At 42.7% G+C, this 24,733-nt stretch carries 28 protein-coding genes; 15 read left to right on the forward strand and 13 right to left on the reverse strand.

Annotated elements, in window-relative coordinates:
• Positions 1 to 118 precede the first annotated feature (118 nt).
• The 9 genes from QUB61_RS10505 to QUB61_RS10545 form a co-directional block, all read right to left on the reverse strand.
• The gene (locus QUB61_RS10505) at positions 119 to 331 is read right to left on the reverse strand and encodes a ParE family toxin-like protein (protein ID WP_333130210.1); all 213 of its coding nucleotides are present in this window, start codon (positions 329 to 331) and stop codon (positions 119 to 121) included.
• Positions 332 to 373: 42 nt separating this feature from the next.
• Complete coding sequence (locus QUB61_RS10510) at positions 374 to 574, reverse strand: hypothetical protein (protein WP_333130208.1); 201 nt, start codon at positions 572 to 574, stop codon at positions 374 to 376.
• A gap of 44 nt (positions 575 to 618) precedes the next feature.
• On the reverse strand, positions 619 to 756 hold the full coding sequence (locus QUB61_RS10515) for a hypothetical protein (RefSeq protein ID WP_333130205.1): 138 nt from the start codon (positions 754 to 756) through the stop codon (positions 619 to 621).
• Between the two features lie 10 nt (positions 757 to 766).
• Entirely contained in the window at positions 767 to 982 is a 216-nt protein-coding gene (locus QUB61_RS10520; protein ID WP_333130203.1) for a PIN domain-containing protein, read from the reverse strand.
• 15 nt (positions 983 to 997) lie between these two features.
• Entirely contained in the window at positions 998 to 1,210 is a 213-nt protein-coding gene (locus tag QUB61_RS10525; RefSeq protein WP_333130201.1) for a hypothetical protein, read from the reverse strand.
• Positions 1,198 to 1,413, reverse strand: a complete 216-nt coding sequence (locus QUB61_RS10530; RefSeq protein WP_333130199.1) for a hypothetical protein — start codon at positions 1,411 to 1,413, stop codon at positions 1,198 to 1,200. The genes QUB61_RS10525 and QUB61_RS10530 overlap by 13 nt, the downstream gene beginning before the upstream one ends.
• Before the next feature lie 342 nt (positions 1,414 to 1,755).
• Positions 1,756 to 1,998 (reverse strand): hypothetical protein, encoded by a 243-nt coding sequence (locus QUB61_RS10535; RefSeq protein WP_333130196.1) that lies wholly within the window; start codon positions 1,996 to 1,998, stop codon positions 1,756 to 1,758.
• 125 nt (positions 1,999 to 2,123) lie between these two features.
• Positions 2,124 to 2,639, reverse strand: coding sequence for a hypothetical protein (locus tag QUB61_RS10540; protein WP_333130194.1), 516 nt, complete (start codon positions 2,637 to 2,639; stop codon positions 2,124 to 2,126).
• Positions 2,640 to 2,796: 157 nt separating this feature from the next.
• Complete coding sequence (locus QUB61_RS10545) at positions 2,797 to 3,612, reverse strand: hypothetical protein (protein WP_333130192.1); 816 nt, start codon at positions 3,610 to 3,612, stop codon at positions 2,797 to 2,799.
• 691 nt (positions 3,613 to 4,303) lie between these two features.
• Between QUB61_RS10545 and QUB61_RS10550 the strand changes: the two genes are divergently transcribed.
• Complete coding sequence (locus tag QUB61_RS10550) at positions 4,304 to 6,259, forward strand: hypothetical protein (protein ID WP_333130190.1); 1,956 nt, start codon at positions 4,304 to 4,306, stop codon at positions 6,257 to 6,259.
• A 7-nt stretch (positions 6,260 to 6,266) separates the two neighbouring features.
• Here QUB61_RS10550 and QUB61_RS10555 read toward each other — a convergent pair whose 3' ends face one another.
• Positions 6,267 to 6,938 carry a methyltransferase domain-containing protein gene (locus QUB61_RS10555; protein ID WP_333130188.1) on the reverse strand — a complete coding sequence of 224 codons (672 nt, stop codon included), beginning with the start codon at positions 6,936 to 6,938 and terminating at the stop codon, positions 6,267 to 6,269.
• Positions 6,939 to 7,068: 130 nt separating this feature from the next.
• A complete protein-coding gene (locus QUB61_RS10560; protein WP_333130186.1) occupies positions 7,069 to 8,247 on the reverse strand; it encodes a glycosyltransferase family 2 protein in 1,179 nt (392 codons plus the stop codon).
• A gap of 155 nt (positions 8,248 to 8,402) precedes the next feature.
• Between QUB61_RS10560 and QUB61_RS10565 the strand changes: the two genes are divergently transcribed.
• The 6 genes from QUB61_RS10565 to glcD all read left to right on the forward strand — a co-directional run bounded on the left by QUB61_RS10565 (position 8,403) and on the right by glcD (position 13,660).
• The gene (locus QUB61_RS10565) at positions 8,403 to 8,795 is read left to right on the forward strand and encodes a transporter (RefSeq protein ID WP_333130184.1); all 393 of its coding nucleotides are present in this window, start codon (positions 8,403 to 8,405) and stop codon (positions 8,793 to 8,795) included.
• Between the two features lie 99 nt (positions 8,796 to 8,894).
• Positions 8,895 to 9,551 carry a hypothetical protein gene (locus QUB61_RS10570; protein ID WP_333130182.1) on the forward strand — a complete coding sequence of 219 codons (657 nt, stop codon included), beginning with the start codon at positions 8,895 to 8,897 and terminating at the stop codon, positions 9,549 to 9,551.
• Positions 9,552 to 9,570: 19 nt separating this feature from the next.
• A complete protein-coding gene (locus tag QUB61_RS10575; RefSeq protein ID WP_333130180.1) occupies positions 9,571 to 10,404 on the forward strand; it encodes a hypothetical protein in 834 nt (277 codons plus the stop codon).
• Positions 10,389 to 10,688 carry a hypothetical protein gene (locus QUB61_RS10580; protein ID WP_333130178.1) on the forward strand — a complete coding sequence of 100 codons (300 nt, stop codon included), beginning with the start codon at positions 10,389 to 10,391 and terminating at the stop codon, positions 10,686 to 10,688. The genes QUB61_RS10575 and QUB61_RS10580 overlap by 16 nt, the downstream gene beginning before the upstream one ends.
• A 369-nt stretch (positions 10,689 to 11,057) precedes the next feature.
• Positions 11,058 to 11,921: a DUF6671 family protein gene (locus tag QUB61_RS10585; protein WP_333130176.1), complete on the forward strand. Its 864-nt coding sequence runs from the start codon at positions 11,058 to 11,060 to the stop codon at positions 11,919 to 11,921.
• Between the two features lie 263 nt (positions 11,922 to 12,184).
• The gene (glcD, locus tag QUB61_RS10590; RefSeq protein WP_333130174.1) at positions 12,185 to 13,660 is read left to right on the forward strand and encodes a glycolate oxidase subunit GlcD; all 1,476 of its coding nucleotides are present in this window, start codon (positions 12,185 to 12,187) and stop codon (positions 13,658 to 13,660) included.
• Between the two features lie 204 nt (positions 13,661 to 13,864).
• On the opposite strand, the gene QUB61_RS10595 is transcribed toward glcD, so the two are convergent.
• On the reverse strand, positions 13,865 to 15,757 hold the full coding sequence (locus tag QUB61_RS10595; protein ID WP_333130171.1) for a PAS domain S-box protein: 1,893 nt from the start codon (positions 15,755 to 15,757) through the stop codon (positions 13,865 to 13,867).
• Positions 15,758 to 16,235: 478 nt separating this feature from the next.
• Between QUB61_RS10595 and purH the strand changes: the two genes are divergently transcribed.
• Both purH and QUB61_RS10605 read left to right on the forward strand, forming a co-directional pair.
• Positions 16,236 to 17,783, forward strand: coding sequence for a bifunctional phosphoribosylaminoimidazolecarboxamide formyltransferase/IMP cyclohydrolase (gene purH / locus QUB61_RS10600; protein WP_333130169.1), 1,548 nt, complete (start codon positions 16,236 to 16,238; stop codon positions 17,781 to 17,783).
• A 213-nt stretch (positions 17,784 to 17,996) separates the two neighbouring features.
• Positions 17,997 to 18,938: a 2OG-Fe(II) oxygenase gene (locus QUB61_RS10605; protein ID WP_333130167.1), complete on the forward strand. Its 942-nt coding sequence runs from the start codon at positions 17,997 to 17,999 to the stop codon at positions 18,936 to 18,938.
• 281 nt (positions 18,939 to 19,219) lie between these two features.
• Here QUB61_RS10605 and QUB61_RS10610 read toward each other — a convergent pair whose 3' ends face one another.
• Entirely contained in the window at positions 19,220 to 20,701 is a 1,482-nt protein-coding gene (locus tag QUB61_RS10610) for an ankyrin repeat domain-containing protein (protein WP_333130165.1), read from the reverse strand.
• Positions 20,702 to 20,797: 96 nt separating this feature from the next.
• On the opposite strand from QUB61_RS10610, the gene QUB61_RS10615 reads away from it, so the two are divergent.
• The 6 genes from QUB61_RS10615 to QUB61_RS10640 all read left to right on the forward strand — a co-directional run bounded on the left by QUB61_RS10615 (position 20,798) and on the right by QUB61_RS10640 (position 24,689).
• On the forward strand, positions 20,798 to 21,268 hold the full coding sequence (locus QUB61_RS10615; RefSeq protein WP_333130163.1) for a DUF4079 domain-containing protein: 471 nt from the start codon (positions 20,798 to 20,800) through the stop codon (positions 21,266 to 21,268).
• 276 nt (positions 21,269 to 21,544) lie between these two features.
• Entirely contained in the window at positions 21,545 to 22,336 is a 792-nt protein-coding gene (locus QUB61_RS10620; RefSeq protein ID WP_333130161.1) for a TIGR04255 family protein, read from the forward strand.
• Positions 22,337 to 22,340: 4 nt separating this feature from the next.
• Positions 22,341 to 22,922 (forward strand): hypothetical protein, encoded by a 582-nt coding sequence (locus QUB61_RS10625; RefSeq protein WP_333130159.1) that lies wholly within the window; start codon positions 22,341 to 22,343, stop codon positions 22,920 to 22,922.
• A complete protein-coding gene (locus tag QUB61_RS10630; RefSeq protein ID WP_333130157.1) occupies positions 22,912 to 23,370 on the forward strand; it encodes a DUF7689 domain-containing protein in 459 nt (152 codons plus the stop codon). The genes QUB61_RS10625 and QUB61_RS10630 overlap by 11 nt, the downstream gene beginning before the upstream one ends.
• 145 nt (positions 23,371 to 23,515) lie before the next feature.
• Complete coding sequence (locus QUB61_RS10635; protein WP_333130154.1) at positions 23,516 to 24,058, forward strand: type II toxin-antitoxin system antitoxin SocA domain-containing protein; 543 nt, start codon at positions 23,516 to 23,518, stop codon at positions 24,056 to 24,058.
• 4 nt (positions 24,059 to 24,062) lie between these two features.
• Positions 24,063 to 24,689 carry a type II toxin-antitoxin system PemK/MazF family toxin gene (locus QUB61_RS10640; protein WP_333130152.1) on the forward strand — a complete coding sequence of 209 codons (627 nt, stop codon included), beginning with the start codon at positions 24,063 to 24,065 and terminating at the stop codon, positions 24,687 to 24,689.
• Positions 24,690 to 24,733 lie beyond the last annotated feature (44 nt).

A 24,733-nucleotide genomic window follows, 5' to 3' on the forward strand; every position in this document is an offset into this window, starting at 1 on the left:
TCTATCCTTGCTCTTCGCTGTGCTTATCTCAACGGTCAACTTTCAATTTGATGTATTTGCCAAAGTGAGATGCACCCGTGAGATATTATTTTTAGCGAAGGTCGATCGCACTATTTGATTATTTACCAATCAGCCGATCGTACTCTGCGTGAGTACCAATCCAAAACCACAAAATACCTGTTTTAATTTCAATACCCAACGCCCGATAAGCTTGTCCGACCCTTACAGACCAATAATTACCAACCTTCTTAAAATGCAAAGAAGGATGAGACGGATCTGCCTTCAGCAACTCATAACACTGATCTGCTGTAGCTTGTACATTTGATGGCAAAGCATTGTAACACTCCCAAAATTTTCTCCTTCGTGTAGTGCATTAAATCTCTCGATAGTTACCACTCTCAAAATCTGCGATCGCCTCTGCTGCTAAAGCATCCAGCTTCCCCTCAGCAATATCTTTCTCTAACTGAACATCCCATCGTTGGTAATCCAAATTTAGAAACCACTCTAACAACTCTCCAATCTGGTTGGGCGGAAGTTGGAGAATCGCATTTTCTATCTGTTCAATAGTCAACATAGGCTATCTTAACTTACACTAAATTCCGTTGATTTTTTGGCTTGTTATTTATTATATGTCAATTCGGGATTCGGAGAAAAGCCATCGCCCTTATCTTCCCCAAGTACGATCGCCCTTATCTTCCCCAAAGTGCGATCGCCCTTTTCTTTCCAAAGCGCGATCGCCCCTCTCTTCCCATCCAAAAATAATCCCTCAACTTCTCAAATTCTCCAACACTAAAACCGTTAACCCCGGCAAAGAAGGCAACCGCGCATCATTTGTCAAGAAAAACGAAGCACCCTCACGGATAGCTGTAGCCATTTGAATAGCATCGGGCGATCGCAAATTGTAAGTTGCTCTCAATTGTGCTGCTGTTTCAGCAATATCTGGAGTTAATTCAACAACAGTTAAACTTTCTTGATTGAGCAATATTTCACGATATTCTTAAGCCAATATCGTGTTTCCCTGTCGCAGGGGATGAACTAGCACTTCTACCAGGGTTACTGTTGATGTCACCATCCTAAAATCACCGCGATCGAACGCTCTAAAGAAAACCCGCATCATCTCTAGATAGTTTGGATTTTGCTCCATAAAGTAAATCAAAGGCGCGGTGTCTAATCCCACGACTTTTCCCTGTAACTGAGCTATCCATTCCATGAATCTCGTTCCTGATTCACATATTCTTGAGCATCAACCCCATTCCAAATTTCCTCACCCAACCCTTCCAATTCTAAAATACTCCGCTTAGGTTTAGCCTGAACCCGGTGACGAACATATACTAATAATTCAGAGATGAGTCGCAGTTGCTCATCTGGTGCAAGTCTTAGAACCTGAGTCAGTACCGCGCTGTAAGTAGACATAGATTTTTCATTAAGATTTTTGGCTGACTGTTATTATAGCAATTTAGGATCGAAGGAAGTGCGATCGCCTTTTTTCTCCCCAAAGCGCGATCGCCCTTATTTGCAAACATCCCCTCTAAAATTAATCGCACTCACAACATATACTTGGTTTACCCTGTCTTCTACAAAAAGTATCCGATATTTACCCACTCGCAGCCTTAATTCAGAACGACCTTTAAGTTGCTTAATGTCAAGCTATATAATCACTTACTAAAGTATCTAAAGCCTTAACAATGCGTATTTGGTCATCCGGTTGCATTCGCGATAAATAGCGTTCTGCTGCTTTCGGGAGAATGCAGTCAGTCAATTTTTTTCTCCAAATACCTTCAATTTGAGTTCAGCCGAGGATCTTCCCCGATCGCGACCAGCTTGGTAATCTTGCCCAGCAGCTTCGCTCTCTGCTATTTCTTCGGCTGAAGTTACTTCATCATCTTCTGCAACTTCTTCCTGTAACAGAATCATTTTTTTCAATTCTTCTAATAACCGCAGTTGGTCTGAAAGCGTGAGGATTTTAACTGGATTCAGTACCTTGCTATAACTAAACATAGACTTGGTTGTAAGAGTTTTTGCTGGCTCTCTATTATATCTCTATTTAAAATTCTGGGAAAAGCGATCGCCCTTTTCTTCCTAAAGTGCGTGAAGCGCATATTTTTGAATTCAAGTTATTATTTTCAAGCCTTTAAATCCGCAAACCAAATAGAAACCTCAGCATCTAGATCTTCGCTCAGTCTACTCCATCCAGTCGCTTGGACAAACCTCTGCTTTATTCGCATCATCATTTTTTCATCTTGCTGAATAATTTTAGAAACCACAAGTATAACCCTCAAATCTTGCAAACTTGTAATTTTACTATTCTCCCCCTCCTGCTCAACTCCATTGAGTGGAAGGAATCTAGATTTGATTTCCAACCATGAAGAAAAACGATAATCTCGACTATCTTTAGCCAAAACCACAACATCTTGAGGGGATTTTACAGCCGAGTTAACCTTAGCAACTACCGACTTGACATTCTTCTTTGATAAGAGATTGACATACAGGAAATTTTCCGCTGTCACATAATCTTTACGAAGGCTCATCGCCCCAACAGCATCAGCTATAGAACTTAGCGGTGGCATCAATAAAAAAAATATTAATACCAGGGATGCTACAACTTTTGATACTTTTGATTCTTCGAGATTAGAAATCAAATGCAGGTATGAAGTGAGAATATAAAATACAGTAAGTATAAAGAAACTCGAGCCGGCTAATCCCCAAAATCAAAAGATTGACACCAGCCTTATTAGATACATACGCAATAAACACAAAAGGAATGAGGGTAATGCAGCACCAAAAAGTCAGAGCCTTTTAATCACAGATGTTCTTGGCAGAGTACATAAAAAACCAAGCAACTACTAAGGTTCCCCCGAGTCCTACAAGTGTTTTAAATGTCTCTTTTTTTTCGGAAATATCTAAGCCAAATAAATTTTTGACAATGATATTAGTGTACATCAAAAGCCTATTTCCTGCAAAAATTTCTGAATTGAACAAGGCTAAACCGGGAGATGCAAGCAAAGATACCAATAAACGCCATCCTCTGGTATCAGGCGATGGAACAGGAATAGCATTTTCAAACTGTTCTACAGCACTACTTACTCCAGCCAGTGACTGATGGATAACCGTTAGACAAATCACAGGAAGTAAAGTGGATACTGTACAAATTGCTAATATAATTAAGCGTTTGAGTAAGGAATGACTTCGGTTAAAAAATAACAAGTTAATAATTATATATGTGAGAACTCCTATTGAAACTAAGAAGCCAGAGTATTTTAACCAATAAACCCCTCCTAGAAGCAGCCCTAATAAAGCTGAATGAAGTAACATATGGTTGTAAGATTTACTGGGTAAATCTAGTTGCGAGCAAATATAAATAGTGTAGACTAACAACCAAGGTAATACCGCCCAAGGAATGACATCTCCTGCAGTAAAAATAAACGAGCATCCAATTTCTAGATAATAAAGAGAGAGCAAACAAGATACAATCATTTTAACTCTGAAGTCCGAGCCGATCGCATCTAGTAGCTTGAGCCACCTTATACCACCAGAAACAAACAAAATATATGCAGTTGTTCTGGGCGCAACTCCTAAAGGCAAGCCAATCGCAGTTAAAGGTAGAAATGCCATTGACACACCCGGAGTGCCATACTATCCAAGTTTGCAAATTTTGAGATAGGTCTTTGGGATTTACTGTTACCAGACTGTTGAGCAAGGTAGATTCTCCTCTCAACCACTGCTGGATGCCTTTCATTTGACGGATAGGATCGAACTCTATTTGTTAAGCACAAACTGAGATAACCGTAAAAAATATGGTGACACTAAAAATAAATATTAAGTAGGGTGCTACTCTCTGAGAGCGTAAATTTTTTAAGTTCATAATATTCTCTTGCTTTATTACGAACGAACAATATATTTCCTACCGGGACTTAGACGACAAAAACTGAGGTAAAAATGGCTGCAAACCTAGATAGATACTTTTAGCGGGAATGGGCATAAATCTAGTTTTTCAAGGGTTTCAGGCTTTTTTAGGTCATCGACCTCTTTCCCTTGCGAGCGATAGGCTTTCACTTTGTTGTGGGGCTAGATTATTTTTAATAATCACTATTAGCATAGCCTAAATTTCTCGACCACCGATATTTTTTATATTAACTTAACATTTGGCTTACTCCATTTTTTACTGCAACTAATACAAACAATCATAACTTGACTAAATTTACACGGTATTGTACGATAGACAAAGATTTATCGCATAATCGCAAATACATAACCAATAAACTTTCTACAAGTTAACTATTTAAAAAAAGAGACTCTGACACCAATGATTTCATACTTAATATCATTCTCCTGGGGAATTTGCCTGCTACTATCCCTCACAGGTTGGGGAAAAGCCGTCAACAATATCCTGTTTCCCAACCAGCGAGTTGACTGGGGACAAAGAGCCGCTTGGGGTCTAGCTTTCAGCCTGATAATTGGCGGTGTATTAAACGCAACTTGGAATATCTCGCCCACCACTATTTTTATTTTTTTAGGTTTTGGACTCATTTATTGTCTAGTAGATTTGGTAAATCACAGACAATCAATCGCCACTAATCTATCACAGCTATTTCAAGAAAGTCGCCAAGATAAAATTATCTTAGCAGGCATTGCCATAGTTAGTTTTTTGATTTTAATCCAATATGCCGGATGGGTTTATACAGGCAGACTCAACTTTGCCAACATGGTGTATGCTGACGGGTTTAATACGAGCGATGACTACCACGCTTACTTAGTATTTCCCCACAAAATGCTGCAACTTGGTTCGATGGGCCTAGAGCCTTTTAGCGAAAGAAGAATAGTATCTTTGGGGGGACAGTCATTTCTCCATACTTTCATTGTCAGCGTACTTTCCGACACTAATTTAAACATCATAGACCCTAGTTTGGCGCTGATAATTACGATCGGACTAATTATCGGATTTTTAAAAGAACATCAAGCTTCGACTAGACGAGTAATATTTACAATTTTATTGGTTCTATTGATTGCTGTCCCCAAGGCAAACACTACAAGTATGATGCTGCCTGTCGCTTTATTTTTAAGTTTGTTTAGAACCCTCGACAGCAAAGAAATAGACCGCAACTCTTGGGTTTCCAATGCTTGTATTATCGCTTTAATCTCCGCCGCAATTTGTACTTTAAAATCTTCTCTAATTCCCGCCTCGGTTATTGTATTTGCAGTTAGCTACCTTGGCTATTTTATTAGTTCAAATACAAAACTAAAAGTTGTAGGGGAATTCGGGCTGGCGACAGTATTAGTAGGAATATTTCTCCTACCTTGGATGATTTCTTTGTATCAATCTTCAGGTACTTTATTGTATCCTCTTTTGGGAAAAGGCTATCACGCCTCCGCCTACGGCAGCACTTTCAAATCAGGTTCGACACTCTTGGGAACTGTTAAAACAGCCCTCGCAGCATTCAGAGGTATTTACGTTTTTATACTGATATTGCTCGGCTGCTTGAGCTTAAGTATCCGACCTCTGAAATTTGCTAATTTACCCGCAGAATCCTCGTTCTCGAACCGCCAAGCACCTTTATCTATGACAGTTGCAGCGCTAGTGGCAACAGTTGTTGTAGGCGTACTTACCGAAAATGCCGACCCTTTTCGCTATTCATTCTCTCACCTGTTTCCGGGAATTATCATATTAATTATGCTCGCCATGACTGATACAGGAGGGTTAAATAAAACCGGGATTCCTAACTTTTTTATTGTCGCTGTATTTTGTGCAGGTCTTACAATCAGCTACAATTGGGATATCACTAAAAATACTTATTCAGCTTATGTGAAAAATATTAAGTTCGGACTAACGAATCCCTCTTTAGTTTCAGCTAAGCAAAAGTTGCAGTATGCAGCACTGCAACAGTCTATTCCACAGGGAGAAACAGTTTTAACCAGGCTAGATGCACCTTTTATCCTAGATTTTAAACGAAATCAACTTTTCCTCGCCGACTGGCCGGGGGGAGCGAGTTTGCCTCCAGGAATGCCTGCATTCAAAGGTCCGGAAGCCTTGGCAAACTATTTAGTTTCCAAATCTATTCGATACATCGCTTATTCGTCTTGGAGTCTCAATCATCCCCCAAATGTAGATACTTCAGGACCTGGATTGTCATCTTGGTTTCGACTGCAATCACAACTCTCTCACGACTTTCGGGATAACGTGCAGCAACTTGCAAAAACTCGAAAAAAGCTCTATGAAGACGGAGAAAATTTTGTGCTGGATTTGGGAGTTCAGCGTAAGTAGCAACTCTTTAGATGACATAAAAGAGGAGATTAGATATCAAACCGAGCAGCCGGAAATGTCTGGTATAAACTTCAGCATCGGCTGGTAGCATCTTTAATACCTCTTTTTCGGATAGAAGGTTGAGATTTTCCTCTTTGGCGAAAAAGTGCTTGCCGAGCAATTTCAGCAAAGCTCGAAACCAAGAGGGAGGAAACCAGTGTATTAGGGGAACAGCAGTGTGGAATTCTATAGGATACCAGCGGTTGGGAGTTGTGATGAAGCAAGTTTTGCCGACGCGGCAAAGTTCCCGAACAAAAGCTTGTTGCTGAGTCCGACTTCCGACGTGTTCGATTACGGCAAAACTCACGACTAAATCAAAACTTTTGTCGGGAAATGGCAAGCTTAATCCATCAGAACGCACGTATTTTAAACCTGGATATTCTTCTTCTAAAAAGGCAGCATCTTCCATACCGACTGCGGTGATTTTGTCCTTATGCGGATAAAGTTTCTCAAAGAAATTGCAGTCTTCGCGGCGGTCGGAAGTTACTCCTACATCCAACACCGTTGTGTTGGCGCTGGGATTGGCTAATCCCATGAGCAAATCGAACATTTTTTGGCGGGCGTACCAAGATAGTTTAGTTGCGAAACCGCCTAGCTTGGGGCCAATATACTCGCTGGAGTTTTTTTCAGTTACTGTCATATAATTTTAGGTTTGAGATAAACTGACAACCTGGTTGAAGCCCGATTGTTCGCGACGAATTTAACACAGGATTTGGGCTATTTAAATCATGTTTGCGGAAATTTGTAACAAAATTTTACATCTAATTATTTTACCTGCGCTTCAAGCTCAGCACACTGAGAAAAAAGCTCGACAGAACCATCTGCAAACCGACGGTCAGGCAAGTGAGCGAGGGAATAACCAAACGCAGAGTTTTAAAAGGGTCTAAATTACCGAAAGCTGTTTCACTCCAGATAGTTAAGGACAATAACGAGCCAGCTATTCCGATTAATATCAGTATGACTCCGACAATCAATCCTGTCTCTAGGGTGACATAGCGAAATATTTTGTTGAGTTTGGGGTCTTCGGGCAGCAGTTTCTCGCTGATGGCGAAAACTTTGGTGAAGAAAGCGAAAGTTACTGCTTGAAAACCGACGATAATTGCGATCGCACCATAAAGCAGCGTGTGTACATCAAAGCTGATACTCCCGATTTTTTGAGTACCGGGCAACAGCCAAATGCTAACAATTAGACCCAAAATCATCAGCGCAGTACCGGGATACAGAAACAGCCACCGGGGACTGTAAAGCAGCAAAAATCGGAGGTGCCGCCAGCCATCTCGCCAAGTTCGCAGGTGCGGCGGGCGCGAGCGGCCGTCGGGAGAGAGTACCGTTGGGACTTCCGTTATCCGCAACTTGTACAGAGAGGCTTTGACCACCATTTCGCTAGCAAATTCCATTCCCGTTGTTTGCAAATCCAGTTTCAAAATTGAGTCTCTCCTGAAACCCCGCAACCCGCAGTGAAAGTCGCCGGCGGGACTTGAGAAGAATAGCCGCCCAACCCACGTCAGCACCGGATTTCCTAAGTATTTGTGCAGCGGCGGCATTGCCCCCTGTTTGATGCCCCCTTGAAAGCGGTTTCCCATGACTAAATCGCAGCCTCCCCGCAATTTTTCCACAAAAGCGCCGAGGTTGGAAAAGTCGTAGCTGTCGTCAGCATCGCCCATTATGATATAGACTCCGTGCGCTGCGATGATGCCTCCCATCAGGGCGCTGCCGTAGCCTTTGGCTGCTACGGGTACGACTCGGGCCCCCATTCTGGTGGCGATATTTTGAGAACCGTCAGTGCTGCCATTGTCTGCTATGATTACTTCGCCGGCAATATTAAGTTCGCGCAGGGACTTCTGCGCTTTCTCGATGCAGATTTCTAAAGTTTCTGCCTCGTTGAGGCAGGGCATGAGTATCGAGAGTTCGAGAGTGTATTCCCTGTTGGTGTTAATCTGCTCTGCCATATGTTTGTTCTAATGTTGCTGGCGATCGACAATACTTACTTTTCCAGTATCTATGCTTAAAATAGTAGTGGTGAATAAAAGTCAACAAAACTTAACTAAAGTTTCAATTTTTTTGGACACCGCAATTTGTGATGGTAATATAGGTTACTAAACTTATGAGTAGAAGCGTTTTTCTAGTTTTGCTCGCTGCTATTTTGTGCAGTGTTTTAGGTCAATTTAGTCTGAAGGCAGGAGCTAAAATCTTAGGACCCATTGGCGCTGCTAATTTAGTTGAAAAAGTTATGGCAATGGCAACTCAGCCTTTGATAGTTGCAGGTCTGTGTTTGTATGCAGTTTCTTCGATCGGCTTTATCGTAGTTTTGTCTCGTGCCAACATTAGCATAGTCTCGCCTTTACTGTCAATTAGTTACTTGTTTACTGTTTTGGGCGGCAAAATTATATTTAAGGAGCCTTTGCCGTCGCTGCGGTTGGTAGGCGTGGGGCTAATTATGACGGGAGTAATTCTTGTACTCCAAGGTCAAGGTGGGGGGGCCGCTGGGGGCAACTAGCGATCGCTTTTGACATTGACAATTGAGTGCTGAGTTGATAATTTAAGTCAAAGGGTGTGTCTGAGCGTTACCTTCTAAATCGATACAGAGGTCACAATTATGAATTATTATTTTCTTTCTTTTGCCGGGGGAATTCTCATTCTTGTATCCCTGATTGGTTGGGGTGGAGCGGTCAACCGCATCCTTTTTCCCCTGTACAGAGTTGACTGGGGGCAAAGAGCCGCTTGGGGGATAGCTTGGAGTGTTATATTTGGTGGTTTATTAAATGTGACATGGACTATTTCTCAATCAACTATTTTAATATATATATGCTTGGGCGCACTTTACGGAATAATAGATTCCTGGGCAAATAAAACTTCGATCGCCGACGATCTGAATCGGTTAATTAATGCTTTTAAAGAAAATATTGTTTTGGCGATCCGGACTGTTATCGCTTGCCTTCTAGCTGCTGTGCCTTACAGTGGTTCGGTTTCTTGGCATGAGTTTAATCTTCGCGATGACTACCACGCCTATTTTGTATTCCCCAATAAAATGCTTCAAATAGGTTCTCTTGGTTCCGATCCTTTCAGCGAAAGAAGATTGGTATCTGCACTTGGAGGACAATCATTCTTGCATACATTCAGTCTCAGCCTGTTGGATGAAAGAAGTTTATATCTTATCGATCCTGGATGCGCCTTAGTCGTAATGATAAGCTGCTACGTATCTAAATTGAATACAGAGACGGGCTCTCCTGCCCGTCCCACAAGAATTGTATAAAAATTGACTGTCAAATTAGATGCACAACAGCTTAGGACTCATTATCGGATACTGTCAGCAAAAAAAAGTTTCAAAAAGCTCGACATTACTGATTGTGTTCGGATTTTTATCAATTAGCCGAACTCCTATAAATATAAGTGGTATATTAATTCCGGTATGTCTTTTCTTCAGCTTATTTAGAGTGTTTGAGTGGGATAACCTCAAAGCAACAAACATCCAAAGTAATGCTGCGATTGTAGGATTGCTTGCAGCCGCCATCTGCGCTTTAAAAGCCACCTTTATTCCCGCGTGTATTATTTTATTCACTTCAAGTTATTGTTTTTATATTTTTGGCTGCCAAATAAAGCATAAAGCAATCTACGAATTTTGTTTGGCTAGTATTTTATTGGCTGTGTTTATTTTACCCTGGTCGATCTCAATGTATCAGTCCTCAGGGACTTTACTATATCCCATATTTGGTAGAGGTTTTCATGGTTCTGTATACGGAGGCTCGGTCAAGCTTCCTAACAGTGAGATTTACTCAAATATAGCAATTAAACTCAAGCTGTATGCAATTTTAACAATTATTTATATACCGACTGTATTGGCAATTAGATTTTGGATAATTGGTCTCGGTAAAAAGCAAATTGTTCGGGAAGCAACTCTGTCTATTTGTCTTAGTGCTGTCATGGGCGCTGCGATAGTAGTATTTTCTACTGGAGGCGCGGATTCATACCGCTATTCATACCCGCTATTAGTAGTTGTGTTAGTCATATTTATATCAGTTTTTATGGAAAATATCGAGCCAAACAACTTAAATTTAAAATTTAAAAAATCACCTTTAGCGGAGCAGTATTTTTGTCATTGTTATTAGCTATCGCTTCTCACAAAAAGCCTGGACAATCTAATAACTATTTAGACAACCTTGCTTCTGGTTTAAGAAATTTACCTTTAGTGACACTAGACGAGCGCGAAAAATATTCAAAAGTGCTAGATTCGGTTCCTGAAGGAGAAATAGTTTTAACAAGACTTGACAAACCTTTTTTAATGAATTTTAAGAAACATACAATCTGGATTGCAGACTGGCCTGGTGGCGCTAGCCTTCCGCCCGGTATGCCTTCATTTAAAGGAGAACAAGCGCTAGCAGATTATCTATAGCAATCCTTGCAGGAGTCGTAAATTTTTGACCCCACCCCAACCCTCCCCGAACTCGCGGGGAGGGAGTAAGAAATTCACAAATGATTTAGGATTGCTATAGTTTCACAATCGATTAGATATGTTGCATATTCTTACGCTAACGAAGCTAACTTTCCTAAGAAATCTCTAGAAGGTAGACTCATAATTAGCCCAGACCTACCTTTCTGGCTCCAAAATCAGGCGTTGAACACTTTTGAATTTCAAGAGAGCTTACAAAAACTTGGGGAAACTCGAAAGCGGATTTATGAGGATGGAGAAAATTTTGTAATTGATTTGTCAAGCAATAAAAACAAGCAGTGACATCAGTTGTATTTTCAGTATTTAAAATAAATGAACCAACATCAATTATTGAACGCTCGCACCGCAGTTATTGCTACCATGCACCAAAAAGAACGGGTAATGGCTCCCGTTTTGGAACGAGAATTTGGTGTAAATATCCTAGTACCTGCGGAGCTTGACACTGACACTTTTGGCACCTTCACCAGAGAAGTTAAACGCTTAGGAACTCAAATAGAAGCGGCTCGCCATAAAGCACAAAAAGCCCTAGAAATTGCGGGCGAAACTCTTGCCTTTGCCAGCGAAGGTACTTTCGGCCCTCACCCAATGATGCCGTATCTGCCAGCTAACAGAGAAATAGTAATTTTATTAGATCGAGCCAACAATCTAGAACTCATCGGCGACTATTTCTCGGTTGAAACTAACTACAGTCACCAGTTAGTTTCCAGTATAGAAGAAGCAAATGATTTTGCGAAAAAAGCTGGATTTCCCGATCACGCACTGGTGGTTGTAGTTGGCGATGCTGCCCTCGGTAACGGCGAAATTGTCAAGGGCATTAGGACAGAAAAACAACTTTTTGACGCTGTGACAGCAGGCTTAAAAAAATCGTCAACCGGCCGAGTTCACATCGAAACAGATATGCGGGCGATGTACAATCCAACTCGGATGAAAAACATCGAAAATGCAACTCTCGATTTAGTTAAAAAATTCAAGCAATTCTGCCCGGAGTGCGGTTGGTCGGGATTCGAGATTGCTGAGACGAAAATCGGATTGCCCTGCGGACTTTGCTATTTTCCGACTCAGCTAGCGCGATCGGCAATCTATAAATGCAAAAACTGCGGTTATACTAAAGAAAAACTATTTCCAGACGGTCGAGAGACTGCCGATCCTTCCCTTTGTCAATATTGCAACCCTTAAAGAAATACAGGACTTGCCCCAGACGAGGTAGAAACCCGGTTTCTTGGCAGATACTTCGCTGTCAAACCAAAAATTTATTACCAGAAACCCGGTTTCTGCGTCGATACCCCGTTACCAAACCGAAGATTTTTAGTAGAAATCGGGTTTCTTTTCATAAGTCCTAAGATAATGGTTGTACAAAATGGGCTTTTTTAACACTTAGTTGCCTAAACTTAGTAAAGTTTGCAACAATATTATTGATAGTTCCCTAATTAAAGTCACTAATGATAGCCGTAGAAACAGAACGCAACTGGAAACCCGTTATTAAAGAATTCGAGGCTGTAGTCGGCAAAAATGGTGTGGTGCAGCGCCGCGAAGAATTGATTGTCTACGAGTGCGACGGACTCGCCAGCTACCGCCAGCGCCCCGCCGTAGTGGTATTGCCTCGAACTACGGAGGAAGTGGCGCAATTGGTCAAAATATGCGATCGCAACTCAATTCCCTGGGTTGCTAGAGGCGCAGGAACCGGCCTTTCCGGCGGCGCTTTGCCTGTAGAAAACTGCGTGCTGATTGTCACTGCCCTGATGCGAAAAATCCTGAAAGTAGACTTAGAAAATCAGCAAGTAGTCGTGCAACCGGGAGTAATTAATAACTGGGTAACCCAAGCAGTTAGCGGCGCCGGTTTCTACTACGCGCCCGATCCTTCCAGTCAAATTGTTTGTTCGATTGGCGGCAACGTTGCCGAAAATTCTGGCGGGGTTCACTGCCTCAAATACGGAGTCACAACGAATCACGTTTTAGGATTAAAATTGGTACTGCCCGACGGTTCAATTGTCGATGTCGGTGGCGAAATTCCCGAAATGCCCGGTTATGATTTAACTGGTGTATTTGTCGGTTCCGAAGGCACTTTAGGCATCGCTACAGAAGTTACTCTGCGAATTCTCAAAGCGCCGGAATCGATTTGCGTTCTCCTAGCGGATTTTGCCAGTATAGAAGCAGCGGGCGAATCGGTTTCCGATATTATCAGCGCTGGCATTATTCCCGGCGGCATGGAAATCATGGACAACATCAGCATCAATGCTGTGGAAGATGTGGTGGCAACTGGATGTTATCCCCGCGATGCGGCGGCAATTCTACTCATAGAAATCGACGGTTTAGAAGTGGAAGTTGCCACAAACAAACAGCGAATTGCCGATATTTGCAAGCAGAACGGAGCGCGAAATATCACGACAGCAAGCGACCCGGAAACGCGCCTAAAAATTTGGAAAGGGCGGAAAGCTGCTTTTGCGGCGGCGGGTCATTTGAGCCCTGATTATTACGTGCAAGACGGGGTAATTCCGCGAACGCAAATGGCTTATGTTTTGAAAGAAATTGAGGGTTTGAGCGAGAAATACGGTTATCGGATTGCTAATGTATTTCACGCGGGAGACGGGAATTTGCACCCGCTGATTCTGTACGATAACTCGGTAAAAGGTGCGCTGGAAAAGGTGGAAGAATTGGGCGGGGAAATCCTCAGGCTTTGCGTGAAAGTTGGGGGAAGTCTTTCGGGGGAACACGGCATCGGTGCTGACAAGAAGTGTTTTATGCCGGATATGTTTTCGGAGGTAGATTTGGAGACGATGCAGTGGGTGCGTCAGGTGTTTAATCCGAAAGGTTTGGCGAATCCCGGGAAGATGTTTCCGACGCCGAAGACTTGTGGGGAAGCGGCGAAGGCTAAGGTTGAAACTTTTAAGAAGTTGGATGGTGCGGAGGTTTTTTAATTTCCTATTTATGCGGGTAATGCCAGCAGAAAAGCACCCTGAAATTGTCTCTACAATGGGGAGGCAGAGCCTCTAAATATGCGTTCCCAGACTCTGGCTGGGAACTATAAAAAACGAGAAAAATCGTTTTTTAGGAGTGCGATCGGGACGCTCGCTTCCTTGCCTATATCTCAAGTTGGTAAGGTGCCGATTGCGCACCCGGCGCTAATGTTGGAGGGGAAGTCTGATAGTAAATTCCGTGCCATTGCCCAATTCCGAAGTACAATATAATTCGCCTTTGTGTCTTTCTACAATAATTTGGTAGCTAATTGACAAGCCCATTCCCGTGCCTTTGCCAATGGGTTTGGTAGTAAAAAATGTATCGAATATCCGCTGCTTGACTTCCTCAGTTATTCCCGGCCCGTTGTCGGCAATTTTGATTTCTACAAACTTGCCGACAACTTCCGTGCAAATCCTAATTTGGCTGGGACTTTCTGGCATTTCTTGACCAGTTTGCTTACTTTTCGCATCCTCTAAAGCATCGATCGCATTGCTGAGAATATTCATAAAAACTTGATTGATCGGGCCGGCAAAACACTCAACAGGCGGCAAATTCCCGTATTCTTTTACAATTTGAATTTGCGGCTTTTCTCCGTTTCCTTTCAAACGGTGATTTAGAATTAACAGCGTGCTGTCAATACCTTCGTGGAGGTTAACGGGTTTCATCTGTGAATCGTCGTGCCGCGAAAAGTTCCGCAGCGACTGAACAATCTGGCAAATCCGGTCTATACCAACGCTCATTGAAGACACTATTCTAGGTAAATCTTCAGCTAAAAAATCGAGATCGTTGTCTTCTTTTTCCTGTTGAATTTCCTCGACTGGATTAGGATAGTGATGTTCGTACAGTTCGAGGTGGTGAAACAAGTCTTGAGTATAATTTTTGAGATGAGCGAGATTGCCGTGAATGAAGCTGACGGGGTTGTTGATTTCGTGAGCGACGCCGGCAATTAGCAATCCCAAACTAGACATTTTTTCGCTCTGAACTAATTGGGAATGAGTGGCTTTGAGTTCCTCAAGTGCTGCTGCTAGTTGAGCTGCTTGTTCTCTGCTTTGTGCTTCGGAATTATGCAATGCTTCTTGGGCTTGTTTGCTCTGGGTGATGTCTCTCTGTACGCCAATAAAATGAGTTAATTTGCCAGTTCTATCGCGCACGGGAGATATTGAGAAACAATTCCAGAAAGTGGTTCCGTCTTTGCGGTAATTCTTTAATATTACCTTGCATTCGCTCTTTTTTTGCAAGGCTTTGCGAATTATTTCTACTGCCACCGGATCCGTATCGCTGCCCTGCAAAAATTGGCAGTTTTTCCCGAGAATTTCCTCCCGCCGATAACCTGTCATGCTTTCAAATGCGGGATTGCAATAAATAATTGGATGTTCTGGGTGAGTGGCGTCAGAAATCGTAACTCCGGTGCTAGTAGCTGCTATAGCTCGATCGTACAACCAAAGCATTTCTTCTGCCTGCTTGCGATCGGTAATGTCCCGCAGCGTAGCTAAATAAGCCATTTCTCCCTCCCATTCCGTTTCCACGACCCGCATTTCTACTACAGCATTTGCTTTGTGCTTGCGAATTGCTTCAACTTCTGTTTGCACGACGCGAGTTCCTGGTGCTTCTGTTTTTCCAACTTGGGGAATAATATCCGTGTCCATCTCAATGTCGCAAGCTGAACCTTCTACGACCAACTCGCCAAAAAATACTTGACCTAAAAGTTCCTCTGCTTTGCAGTTAAACAGCGCTTCTGCTGATGGGTTCGCAAAACAGACAAGTCCTCCCTTGTTAACGATGGCGATGCCGTCGGCATTTTTTTCGATCACATTCCGAAACCGAGATTCGCTAGCTTTCAAATCCTGCCTTAGCTGTGCCATTGCTCGCTCCATCTGCTGCAGCTCGCACAAACTAAGACTATAAGCTTCTGAAATGTTGGCTTCGGTCGAAGTCTCGGCTCTTTTTTTCGGCATCTCTTGGTAGTCTGTTCTATTAGTCATGTTTGTAACCGTTGTTTTCTGGGTACTGGTAATATTACTGAGGTTATTTTCGGGACGGGCTTGTTGAAAAAACATATTTAAACCATACCAAATTATTTTTTAGAGATAGGTGTTGCGATCCCCAATTTTCCCGAAAATTTAGGGAGAGAACAATTTCTTCCCGATGCTAGCACATTACTTTTACAATTCATCCTATATAAAAGATCGTTAAAATTCTTTAGGGATCGCCATCGAATTATCTATTACGCTTTCTTAAGTAATTTAAACAACATTGACACTTACGTAGCGAGCCGAACAGTGAAGGCTGGAGATAGCTTCAATCCCCCTGGCACGGGACAAAATAACCTGCTCCCGGCGCCAGTAATAAAACTTATAAGCCTCTGGTAAGTATAAAAGATTATATAATTTTGATTAAAAATACGGTTCAAAATAATCGGACTCATCTTTAAGTCTGCAATAATTCTCATAATTAGCAATTACCCAATCATTTCCCGGCCGCCAGATTTGATATAGAATATAACCTGTCTATTTTTGCGACCGCAACTTCAAACCAATGGCACGTCTAGCACTCCTGAGCACATCCAATAAAACCGGACTAATCGATTTAGCGCGCAGTCTAGTAGAAGAATTTGAATTTGACATAATTAGCAGCGGCGGGACAGCAACTGCCCTCAAAGAAGCTGGAATTCCCGTCACAAAAGTTGCGGAATATACCAATTCTCCCGAAATTTTGGGAGGGCGAGTCAAAACTCTTCACCCACGAATCCACGGAGGTATTTTAGCGCGCCGGGATGTACCGGAAGACCTCGCAGATTTAACCGCAAATCAAATTCGGGCGATCGATCTAGTTGTAGTCAATTTGTATCCATTTGAACAGACAATTTCTCAACCAGGGGTTACAATAGGCGACGCAATTGAGCAGATAGATATCGGCGGACCGGCTCTGCTGAGAGCTTCAGCAAAAAACCACGCTCATTTGACAGTTTTGTGCAATCCCGACCAATACAATACTTATTTAGCAGAACTGCGGCAAAATGGCGGGGAAGCCTCCTTAAAGTTCCGGCAGAGATGTGCGCTCGAAACATTTAAACATACAGCCAACTACGATCGCGCGATCGCAACTTATCTCAGCAGCCAATCCGCTGCTGAAGAATCTGCGGTACCAGAGCAGTTTAATTTATCAGGAAAAGAGTTGCAAACTCTCCGCTACGGCGAAAATCCCCATCAAGCGGCCACCTGGTATCAAAGCGGAAGTACACCCACAGGCTGGACGACTAGCACCATCCTGCAAGGCAAAGAATTAAGCTACAATAATTTAGTAGATTTAGAAGCAGCAAGGCGCCTGATCGTAGAATTCCCGGACACACCCGCCGCCGCTATCCTGAAGCATACAAATCCTTGCGGCACAGCCTTGGGAACAACTATTTCTGAAGCGTATCAAAAAGCCTTCGACAGCGATTCAGTCTCAGCTTTCGGCGGAATTGTCGCCCTCAACCGCCCGATTGATGCTGCTACCGCAACGGCCTTAACTCAAACATTTTTAGAATGTATCGTCGCGCCCGGGTGCGAACCAGAGGCAGAAGAAATTATCAAGAAAAAGGCGAAAGTTCGAGTATTAATTTTGCCAGATTTGACTCAAGGGCCGCCACAAACTGTTAAAATTATTGCAGGCGGTTTGCTAGTGCAAGACTCAGATAATGTAGTAGAAGAAACTAGCAAATGGCGCGCAGTTACTGAGAAACAGCCGACGGCGGGAGAGTTGGAAGAATTGCTGTTTGCTTGGAAAGTAGCGAAACACGTCAAATCAAATGCGATCGTTGTGACGCGCGACCGCACTACAATCGGTGTCGGCGCCGGACAAATGAATCGCGTGGGATCGGTTAAACTAGCATTGGAACAAGCAGGAGACAAAAGCAAAGGAGCGATTTTGGCCAGCGATGGTTTCTTTCCCTTCGATGATTCAGTCAAAACTGCGGCTGAGGCGGGAATAATTGCGATCGTCCAACCGGGCGGAAGTATGCGCGATCGAGATTCCATTGAAGCCGCCAACCAACTCGGAATCACAATGGTTTTCACCGACATCCGCCACTTCTTGCATTAATTAAGTTCGTAGCAATGACATTTTGCACCTCTATTATGAACAGGCAAGATGCCTGTTCCACAAAGAGTTAATTCTATTGTGGGGTGGGAAGAAAGCCCGCCACAAACAGGCTGACCGGCCTGTTTCACAAAGAAAAGAGTCAATTCCAGTTCTATTGTGCGGTGGGCTTCTAGCCCGCCCTAAAAAAAATTTCCTTCTTCTATAACAACAGCTATGAATACCACAATTCAACAGCAAATTAAACCCCAAGACGTAAAAGTTAAAATCCTGCTCGCTGGCGGACATCAGTGCACAGTCACCCTCAAATCCGACACACCATTATTACACAGCCTTGTCAAAACATTAGTCGATCGCACCCAACAAACACCCGGTTTTTCCACCTTATTTCACATTCCCATAGACGAAGGGCGTTCCGCCCTTTCTTTTCCCGGGGAACACCTAGTAGGATTAGTCACAGAACCCCCTATTTACTTGCAGCAACTGCAACCGCAGCAGCCAGCAATTTCTATAGAAATTCCCGCCGAAATTCCCACCGAAATTCCCACCCCTGCGCCTGTAAATGACGACTTAATATCTCGCTACGCCCAAATAGACAACTTTTTGACAGCGGCAGAAAAGAACAAACTCATCAAATATGTTTTAGCCAAAGAATCAGATTTTGTGACTACCAGCACCTCAACTAATGCCGAGGACTACCGCCGTTCGATGGTACTCCACTCGTTCCCGGAATTTTCGGAACTGATGGTTAATCGCATCAAAGCAATTCTCCCGGACGTGCTGCGCAAATTAAATATTCCCTCATTTCCGCTTGGTGAAATAGAAGCTCAATTAACCATGCACAATGACAACAACTTTTACAAACTTCACAACGACAGCGGCTCTCCAGAAACCGCAACCCGATTTTTTACTTACGTTTACTATTTCTATCGAGAACCAAAAGCTTTTTCAGGTGGCGAATTGCAGATTTATGACAGCAAAATCGAAAATAATTTTTATGTAGCGGATGATACATTCAGGACCGTTGAGCCTCGCAATAACAGCATCGTATTTTTTCTAAGCCGCTATATGCACGAAGTTTTGCGAGTTAGCTGTCCCTCGAAAGCTTTTGCTGATAGCCGCTTTACTATTAACGGCTGGGTGCGCAAAGCAAATTGAGGTATAGCTTTTCTCAGTAACATGTTCCGACGTGCATAGGGCATAGGCCTCCGTGGGCATAGGGCATACCTCACGACGCTTGAGAACCGCTATAACACCAAATCCGGCTGGATTATCCTCGCTCACTCGGCGGTTGAAACCGCTACTATACAAACAAATTCAGCCCACGCAGACTCAAGTTTAAAGGGGGTAAGTTAACGGAATAAACCCCTAGGGGCGGGTTTGCCAATAGCCTTAAAATGTACAGATAGATTAAATAAACCCGCCCCAAACCCACTATATTACTCCAGTGCTCCAGCACTTTTGAGCAATTTTACCACGCTGGAATAACGTTTAAATTCAGCCAGCATTAAAGCTGTATAATTTCCCGGATTTTTGTGGTTTAGTTCTGCACCAGCATCAATTAAAACCTGTACAGCACCGACACAACCCCGATGTGCAGCCCACATTACAGCGGTTGCGCCCGAATCATCGAGCAAGTTGACATCGGCACCTTTTTCGACTAATAATTGGACGATCGCCACATAACCCCGATCGCACGCTTTCATTAAAGCCGTTTTCCCCAAATCCGCCGGGACATTGGGATCCGCACCGCCGTCAAGCAAAGCCTTCACCGTCTCGGTATGTCCGTGAAACGCAGCCAGCGTCAAAGCCGTCTCCCCAAAGTTTTTAGCATTCAGAAAATCAGCGGGATTTGAGTTTACTTTTTGCAGCAAAGCCGATACGATCGCACTGTGGCCGTGAACAGCCGCCACCAGTAAAGGCGTATCGCCCAACCGATTTCTAGAACCGACACTAGCACCTCGGTTTAAGAGCAATTCGACGACATCTTCGCAGCCTTCAACCACGGCAAAATTCAAAGCAGTTTCATCATCTTTATCCTTAGCGTTGATATCGGCGCCAGCATCGAGTAACATATGGGCGATCGGCAAATTTCCTCCAGCAGCAGCGGCCATCAAAGCCGTGCCCCCATATCCATTTTTCACATTCGCATCAGCACCCGCACCCAGCAAAGCTCGCACCACATCAGTATTGCCGGCATCCGCAGCCAAAGTTAAAGCCGTTTCGCCGTCTTTGTCGCGAATTTCAACATCAGCACCAGCAGCCAACAGCGCCTCGACAACAGCCAAATTTCCCACCGCCTGTGCCTGCATCAAAGCAGTTTTGCTTTCTAGATTTTTAACATTAGCATCCGCCCCACAATTGAGCAAAATTCGCACAATTTCAGCGCTACCTTGACGGACAGCTAAAAACAGCATAGAATTGTCAGCAACAGCACCCGCTTCCACCAAAGCTTTGACAACAGCTTCGTGCCCGGATAAAGCAGCTATTTTCAGAGCTGAATCTCCATCTTTATCTCGGACATTTACATCAGCATTAGCATCAAGTAACATCCGCACAACATTGATATCGCCCTTGAGAGAAGCGGCCATCAAAGCCGTACTTCCATCATCATTTTTAGCATTAACATCAGCACCCGCAGCCAGCAACAGCCGCACAGAGTCAGCCTGTTTGTGAGCCGCCGCCAGCATCAAAGCCGTCAAGCCAAAACGCCTGCTCACATGGTTGACATGAGCGCCATTGTTTAGTAAAATACGCACAATTTCCGTATAACCCTTTTGGGTCGCAAACATCAAAGCCGTCGTCCCCTCAGAGTCTTTGGCGTTAGCGTTAACACCCTTAGCGAGTAAAGCTTGGACGTGAATAATGTTGCCAGTCTTGGCCGCTTGGATTAATACAGTGTCTTGTTTAGTGGCAGGCATAATAGTCTCTCATACCGTATATTTTTACCGTCGCACGAGACGGCCTGACTGGTATGCTAAGTTTTATGAAGTATGTTTGCTAATCCTCAGAACACTATGAATCTCGAAATTCCTCTGTCAGTGAAAGTTTGGAGCCAATTCATCCACCCAGTTTTAATGTGGGTACTGCTGGCCATCTCATTTTATGCTTTGTATCTGGGCCTTCAAATCCGACGTACCAGAAGCGCGGAAGGCGAACTCAAAAAAGAGTTAATTAAGGGCAAATTCAATGTCAAGCACCACCAGATGGGTTCTTTGCTGTTAGCCTTAATGGTTACGGTTGCGATCGTGGGGATGGGCGTTACCTACATCAACAACGGCAAGCTATTTTTCGGCCCGCACTTGCTAGCAGGGTTGGGAATGATGGCCATAATTGCGATCGCAGCCTCGCTCACTCCTTTGATGCAAAAAGGCAATGATTGGGCGAGAAACGCTCACATTTTTCTGAATGTTGTGCTCTTGGGGCTGTTTGGCTGGCAAGCGGTAACAGGCGTGGAAATCCTGCAAAGAATTATCAGCGAAATGTGAGGTTTTGGGTAAGATTGCTAATTGCTAATTGCCTTGGGGCGATTAGTGATTAGCAATTAAGTTGTCATATTTATTAAGAGGTTTTTTATTAATAATTGACAGATTGACTTTATCAATGCTATAATTATCATCGAGGTTAAAGATAATCAAGGGTTTGTAATATTTTTTTATTGCCCCTGTTGCTACTCTATTCAAATATGACTTAGTGTAAAACCGTTCGTTACCCTCTTTTTAAAGTAAAGGTAATATTAATGTATGGAGTAAGTACCACCTGACATGAAACTACCGGATTATCAACGAGTAATTTATCACCGAACTCCTTTGATAGAGGTTGTGGGGCAAGTACGCTTTCCTACAATTCTCAAAATTAACAATCAAGAGCCTTTTGAATTTCAGGATAAAGTCCGTTTTGATTACCCCATTTTTCAACAGTCGCAGCCTCTAAACATCCCTCCTGAGATAGCGACCTTAGTGCCACAAATAGGTTCACTTGTCCCACAGCATACTAACTATAATTTTCTGTCTGAAAATTCAAAATGGCAGTTGTCTTTAAACCGAGACACCCTAAGTTTAGCGACCTTTGAATACAAGCAATATGAAGAATTTAAAGAAAAATTTACCAAAGCAGTTAACATTTTTGAAGAGATATATAATCCCTCTTTTTACATTAGATTAGGGTTAAGATATAGGGATTTGATACTTCGCTCGAAATTGAAAATTGACGATAAAGATAAACCCTGGTCAGAATTAATCAGTCCACAAATTGCTTCTGAGCTGCATAATAGCGAGTGGTCTGACTCGATTAGGACTTTAGGGAAAAATTTGGAAATTGAAATAGAAGGAGGTAAGGTTAATTTTAATCACGGTTTAGTGATAGCACAAGACCCGTCAAAAGCTAATTTTCAAGAACCTGGTTATTTGTTTGATGCTGATTTTTTTCTAGAACCAAAAATAAACAAGGAGGATATTTGGAATGTCTTTGATAACTTCAATCGAACGGGAGGAAAGCTATTCCGGTGGAGTATTACAGATCAACTCCACGTGGCAATGGAGCCTGAACCAATTTAGTAAGATGCCAGGAACTCTTTCAATCCAAACTTATATTATCAGAACGTCGTACAAAGATGTTTTACCACCTAATTCTCCTATTATGATAGGAGGAAAAAATATTGTACCGGATGATTTATCGGTTAAGGTAGAAGTTAATTCTCAGCCATCTCACAGGGTAATTAACTTGTTAAAATATCGGCCTATTTTGATGAGTTTACCTAAAAATGCTTTACAAAAATCAGTCTCTCAATTAGAAACTATAAGGGATACGCTCGATCCCTCTTTACTTGGTAATTTAGAAAAGGATAAGGTAGAACTGGAAGCAGAGTTTAAGAAGTTCGCCGAAAAATGGCGCGTCGAGACGGGGATGCTATCATTAGTTACACAGAAATCAATGCACCAGGCTTATCAGAGAATTATCGGCATGGGACAGCCAGTTATCCCCTTGATTTTGCGTGACCTCGAACAAAAGCCAGACCATTGGTTTTGGGCGTTGAGGGCAATTACTGGTGACAACCCGGTAAAACCCGAACAGCGCGGCCGGATGAAGCAAATGGCCCAAGCCTGGATACAATGGGGAAAAGAACACGGTTATGAGTGGTAAGCTAGAGTACCGAAAAATATTGAGATTTCCTAACTTAGAGCTTACTGAATATCAAGTAACAAGCGAAGAAACAGTAGATTATAATTGCTTTGCTTTTGCTGCTGGAGAAGAGGAATGCAGATGGGACCCGGTAGACCCTGATGGGTACTGGCCGGATGGTGTTTTAAGAGAGCTAACGCTGGATGCTTTGATCAAAGCTTATCAAACTATTGGATATGAACCTTGCGAGAATCGTGACCTTGAACCGGGGTTTCAAAAAATAGCAATCTACACCTATAACGGCCAGCCACAGCACGCAGCCAGACAAGAAGAGGATGGGAAGTGGAAAAGCAAGCTAGGGGATTGGGAAGATATCGAACATGAATTAGAAGGGTTAGAAAATCCTAACTATTATGGGGTGGTTCAACAAATATTAAAGCGAGCGGCAATCCCGATAGATATTTCTTAGACGGCAATTCAACTTTTGAAGAGTACAGTCCGGGACGCACATAGTCTATTTGTAGGGTGTCCAGTGCCCACCTTACCCTTAGCTATTTTTTATATGGTTTAACAGCCAAGCTTCTCTTTGGATGATATAATAGACTAAAGTTAAATTGAGCGAACAAATTATAAGATTAATTAGGGAGCTTTTTGAAATTCCAAGAAGGAAAGCCATGCTAGAAAATCTGATCAAATACTTTGTCTACGCAACAAAAGGCCATATTACAAAAACGCAGTTAATCAAGTTTTTGTATTTAGCCGATCTTTATGCGGTCAAATGGACAGACAAACAGCTTACTGATTTAGATTGGCGTTTTTATCAATTTGGGCCTTGGAATGAAGGCATAGACGCTGCTTTAAATCAAATGAATGGCAAAGAAATTTTTCAAGAATCTCAGGGAGAAATTATATTCATCAGACTTGGTGAGAGAGCAGGTAATGTGGATGATTTAAAGTTACCTTTAGGTCTGAAGCTCATGCTTGACAACATCAGGAGAGAATGGGCGGGTGCAGGAAAGGATAAACTGAAGCAGTTACTAGAATATGTCTATAGCACTGCTCCCATGCTTGAGGTTAAATATAGCCACGAACCAGAGGAAAAGGTGAGACTTAATCTGTACAAAGAAAGAGAAAAGTTAATGAGTGAATTGGGGTGAGCGAGTGGCTGGACAAAAACCGCGTCAAGGTTGGATTTATTTTATCAATCCCTATAGAGTATCTGTTCGTTGCAAACACGGTCACAATCATATTTATGAGATAAATGAACCAGAGGAGATTGAGTGCAAGACAATTTCTTGCACTCAGGTGATTAATTCTAGTCGGGTTTTTCGGGGAGAGCATCCTTATATTGTTTGGATAAGTGACCAATTTCAAGATGACTCTAAATACATCCAAACTTTGACGCTGATTCCATTGACTTCACAAGAAACCTTTAAAGGTTTGTCAACTACATATCCGATTAATCCTACAAGCACAAATCGTCTTTCTAAGAATGGTCTTTCTAAGAATTCCTTCGCTCTAGTGCATCAGATATGTACTGTTGATGCTAACTGTTTTAAAGACTCGCAAGGGGATTGGCTTAAGCGAGTTGGACAACTGGATAAAGCAGATAAGGAAGCTATAGAGAAACGTTTAAAGTATTTTTTTAATCTTGGGGATAACCCGGGTGAAGATTGGTTTATTAAAAATGCGTCTCCAGAACTTTTACAGAAAGTGTTTAATCTTCTACCGGATGAAACCACAAAAAGTATGGCTATAGAAAAACTGATCGACGATTTGCGATCGTAGTCAATGAGTAGTAATTGATGGTAGAGGTCAAGAAGGTTTTTGCA

This window comes from Microcoleus sp. C2D2 (assembly GCF_036702495.1).
Lineage (GTDB): Bacteria > Cyanobacteriota > Cyanobacteriia > Cyanobacteriales > Microcoleaceae > Microcoleus.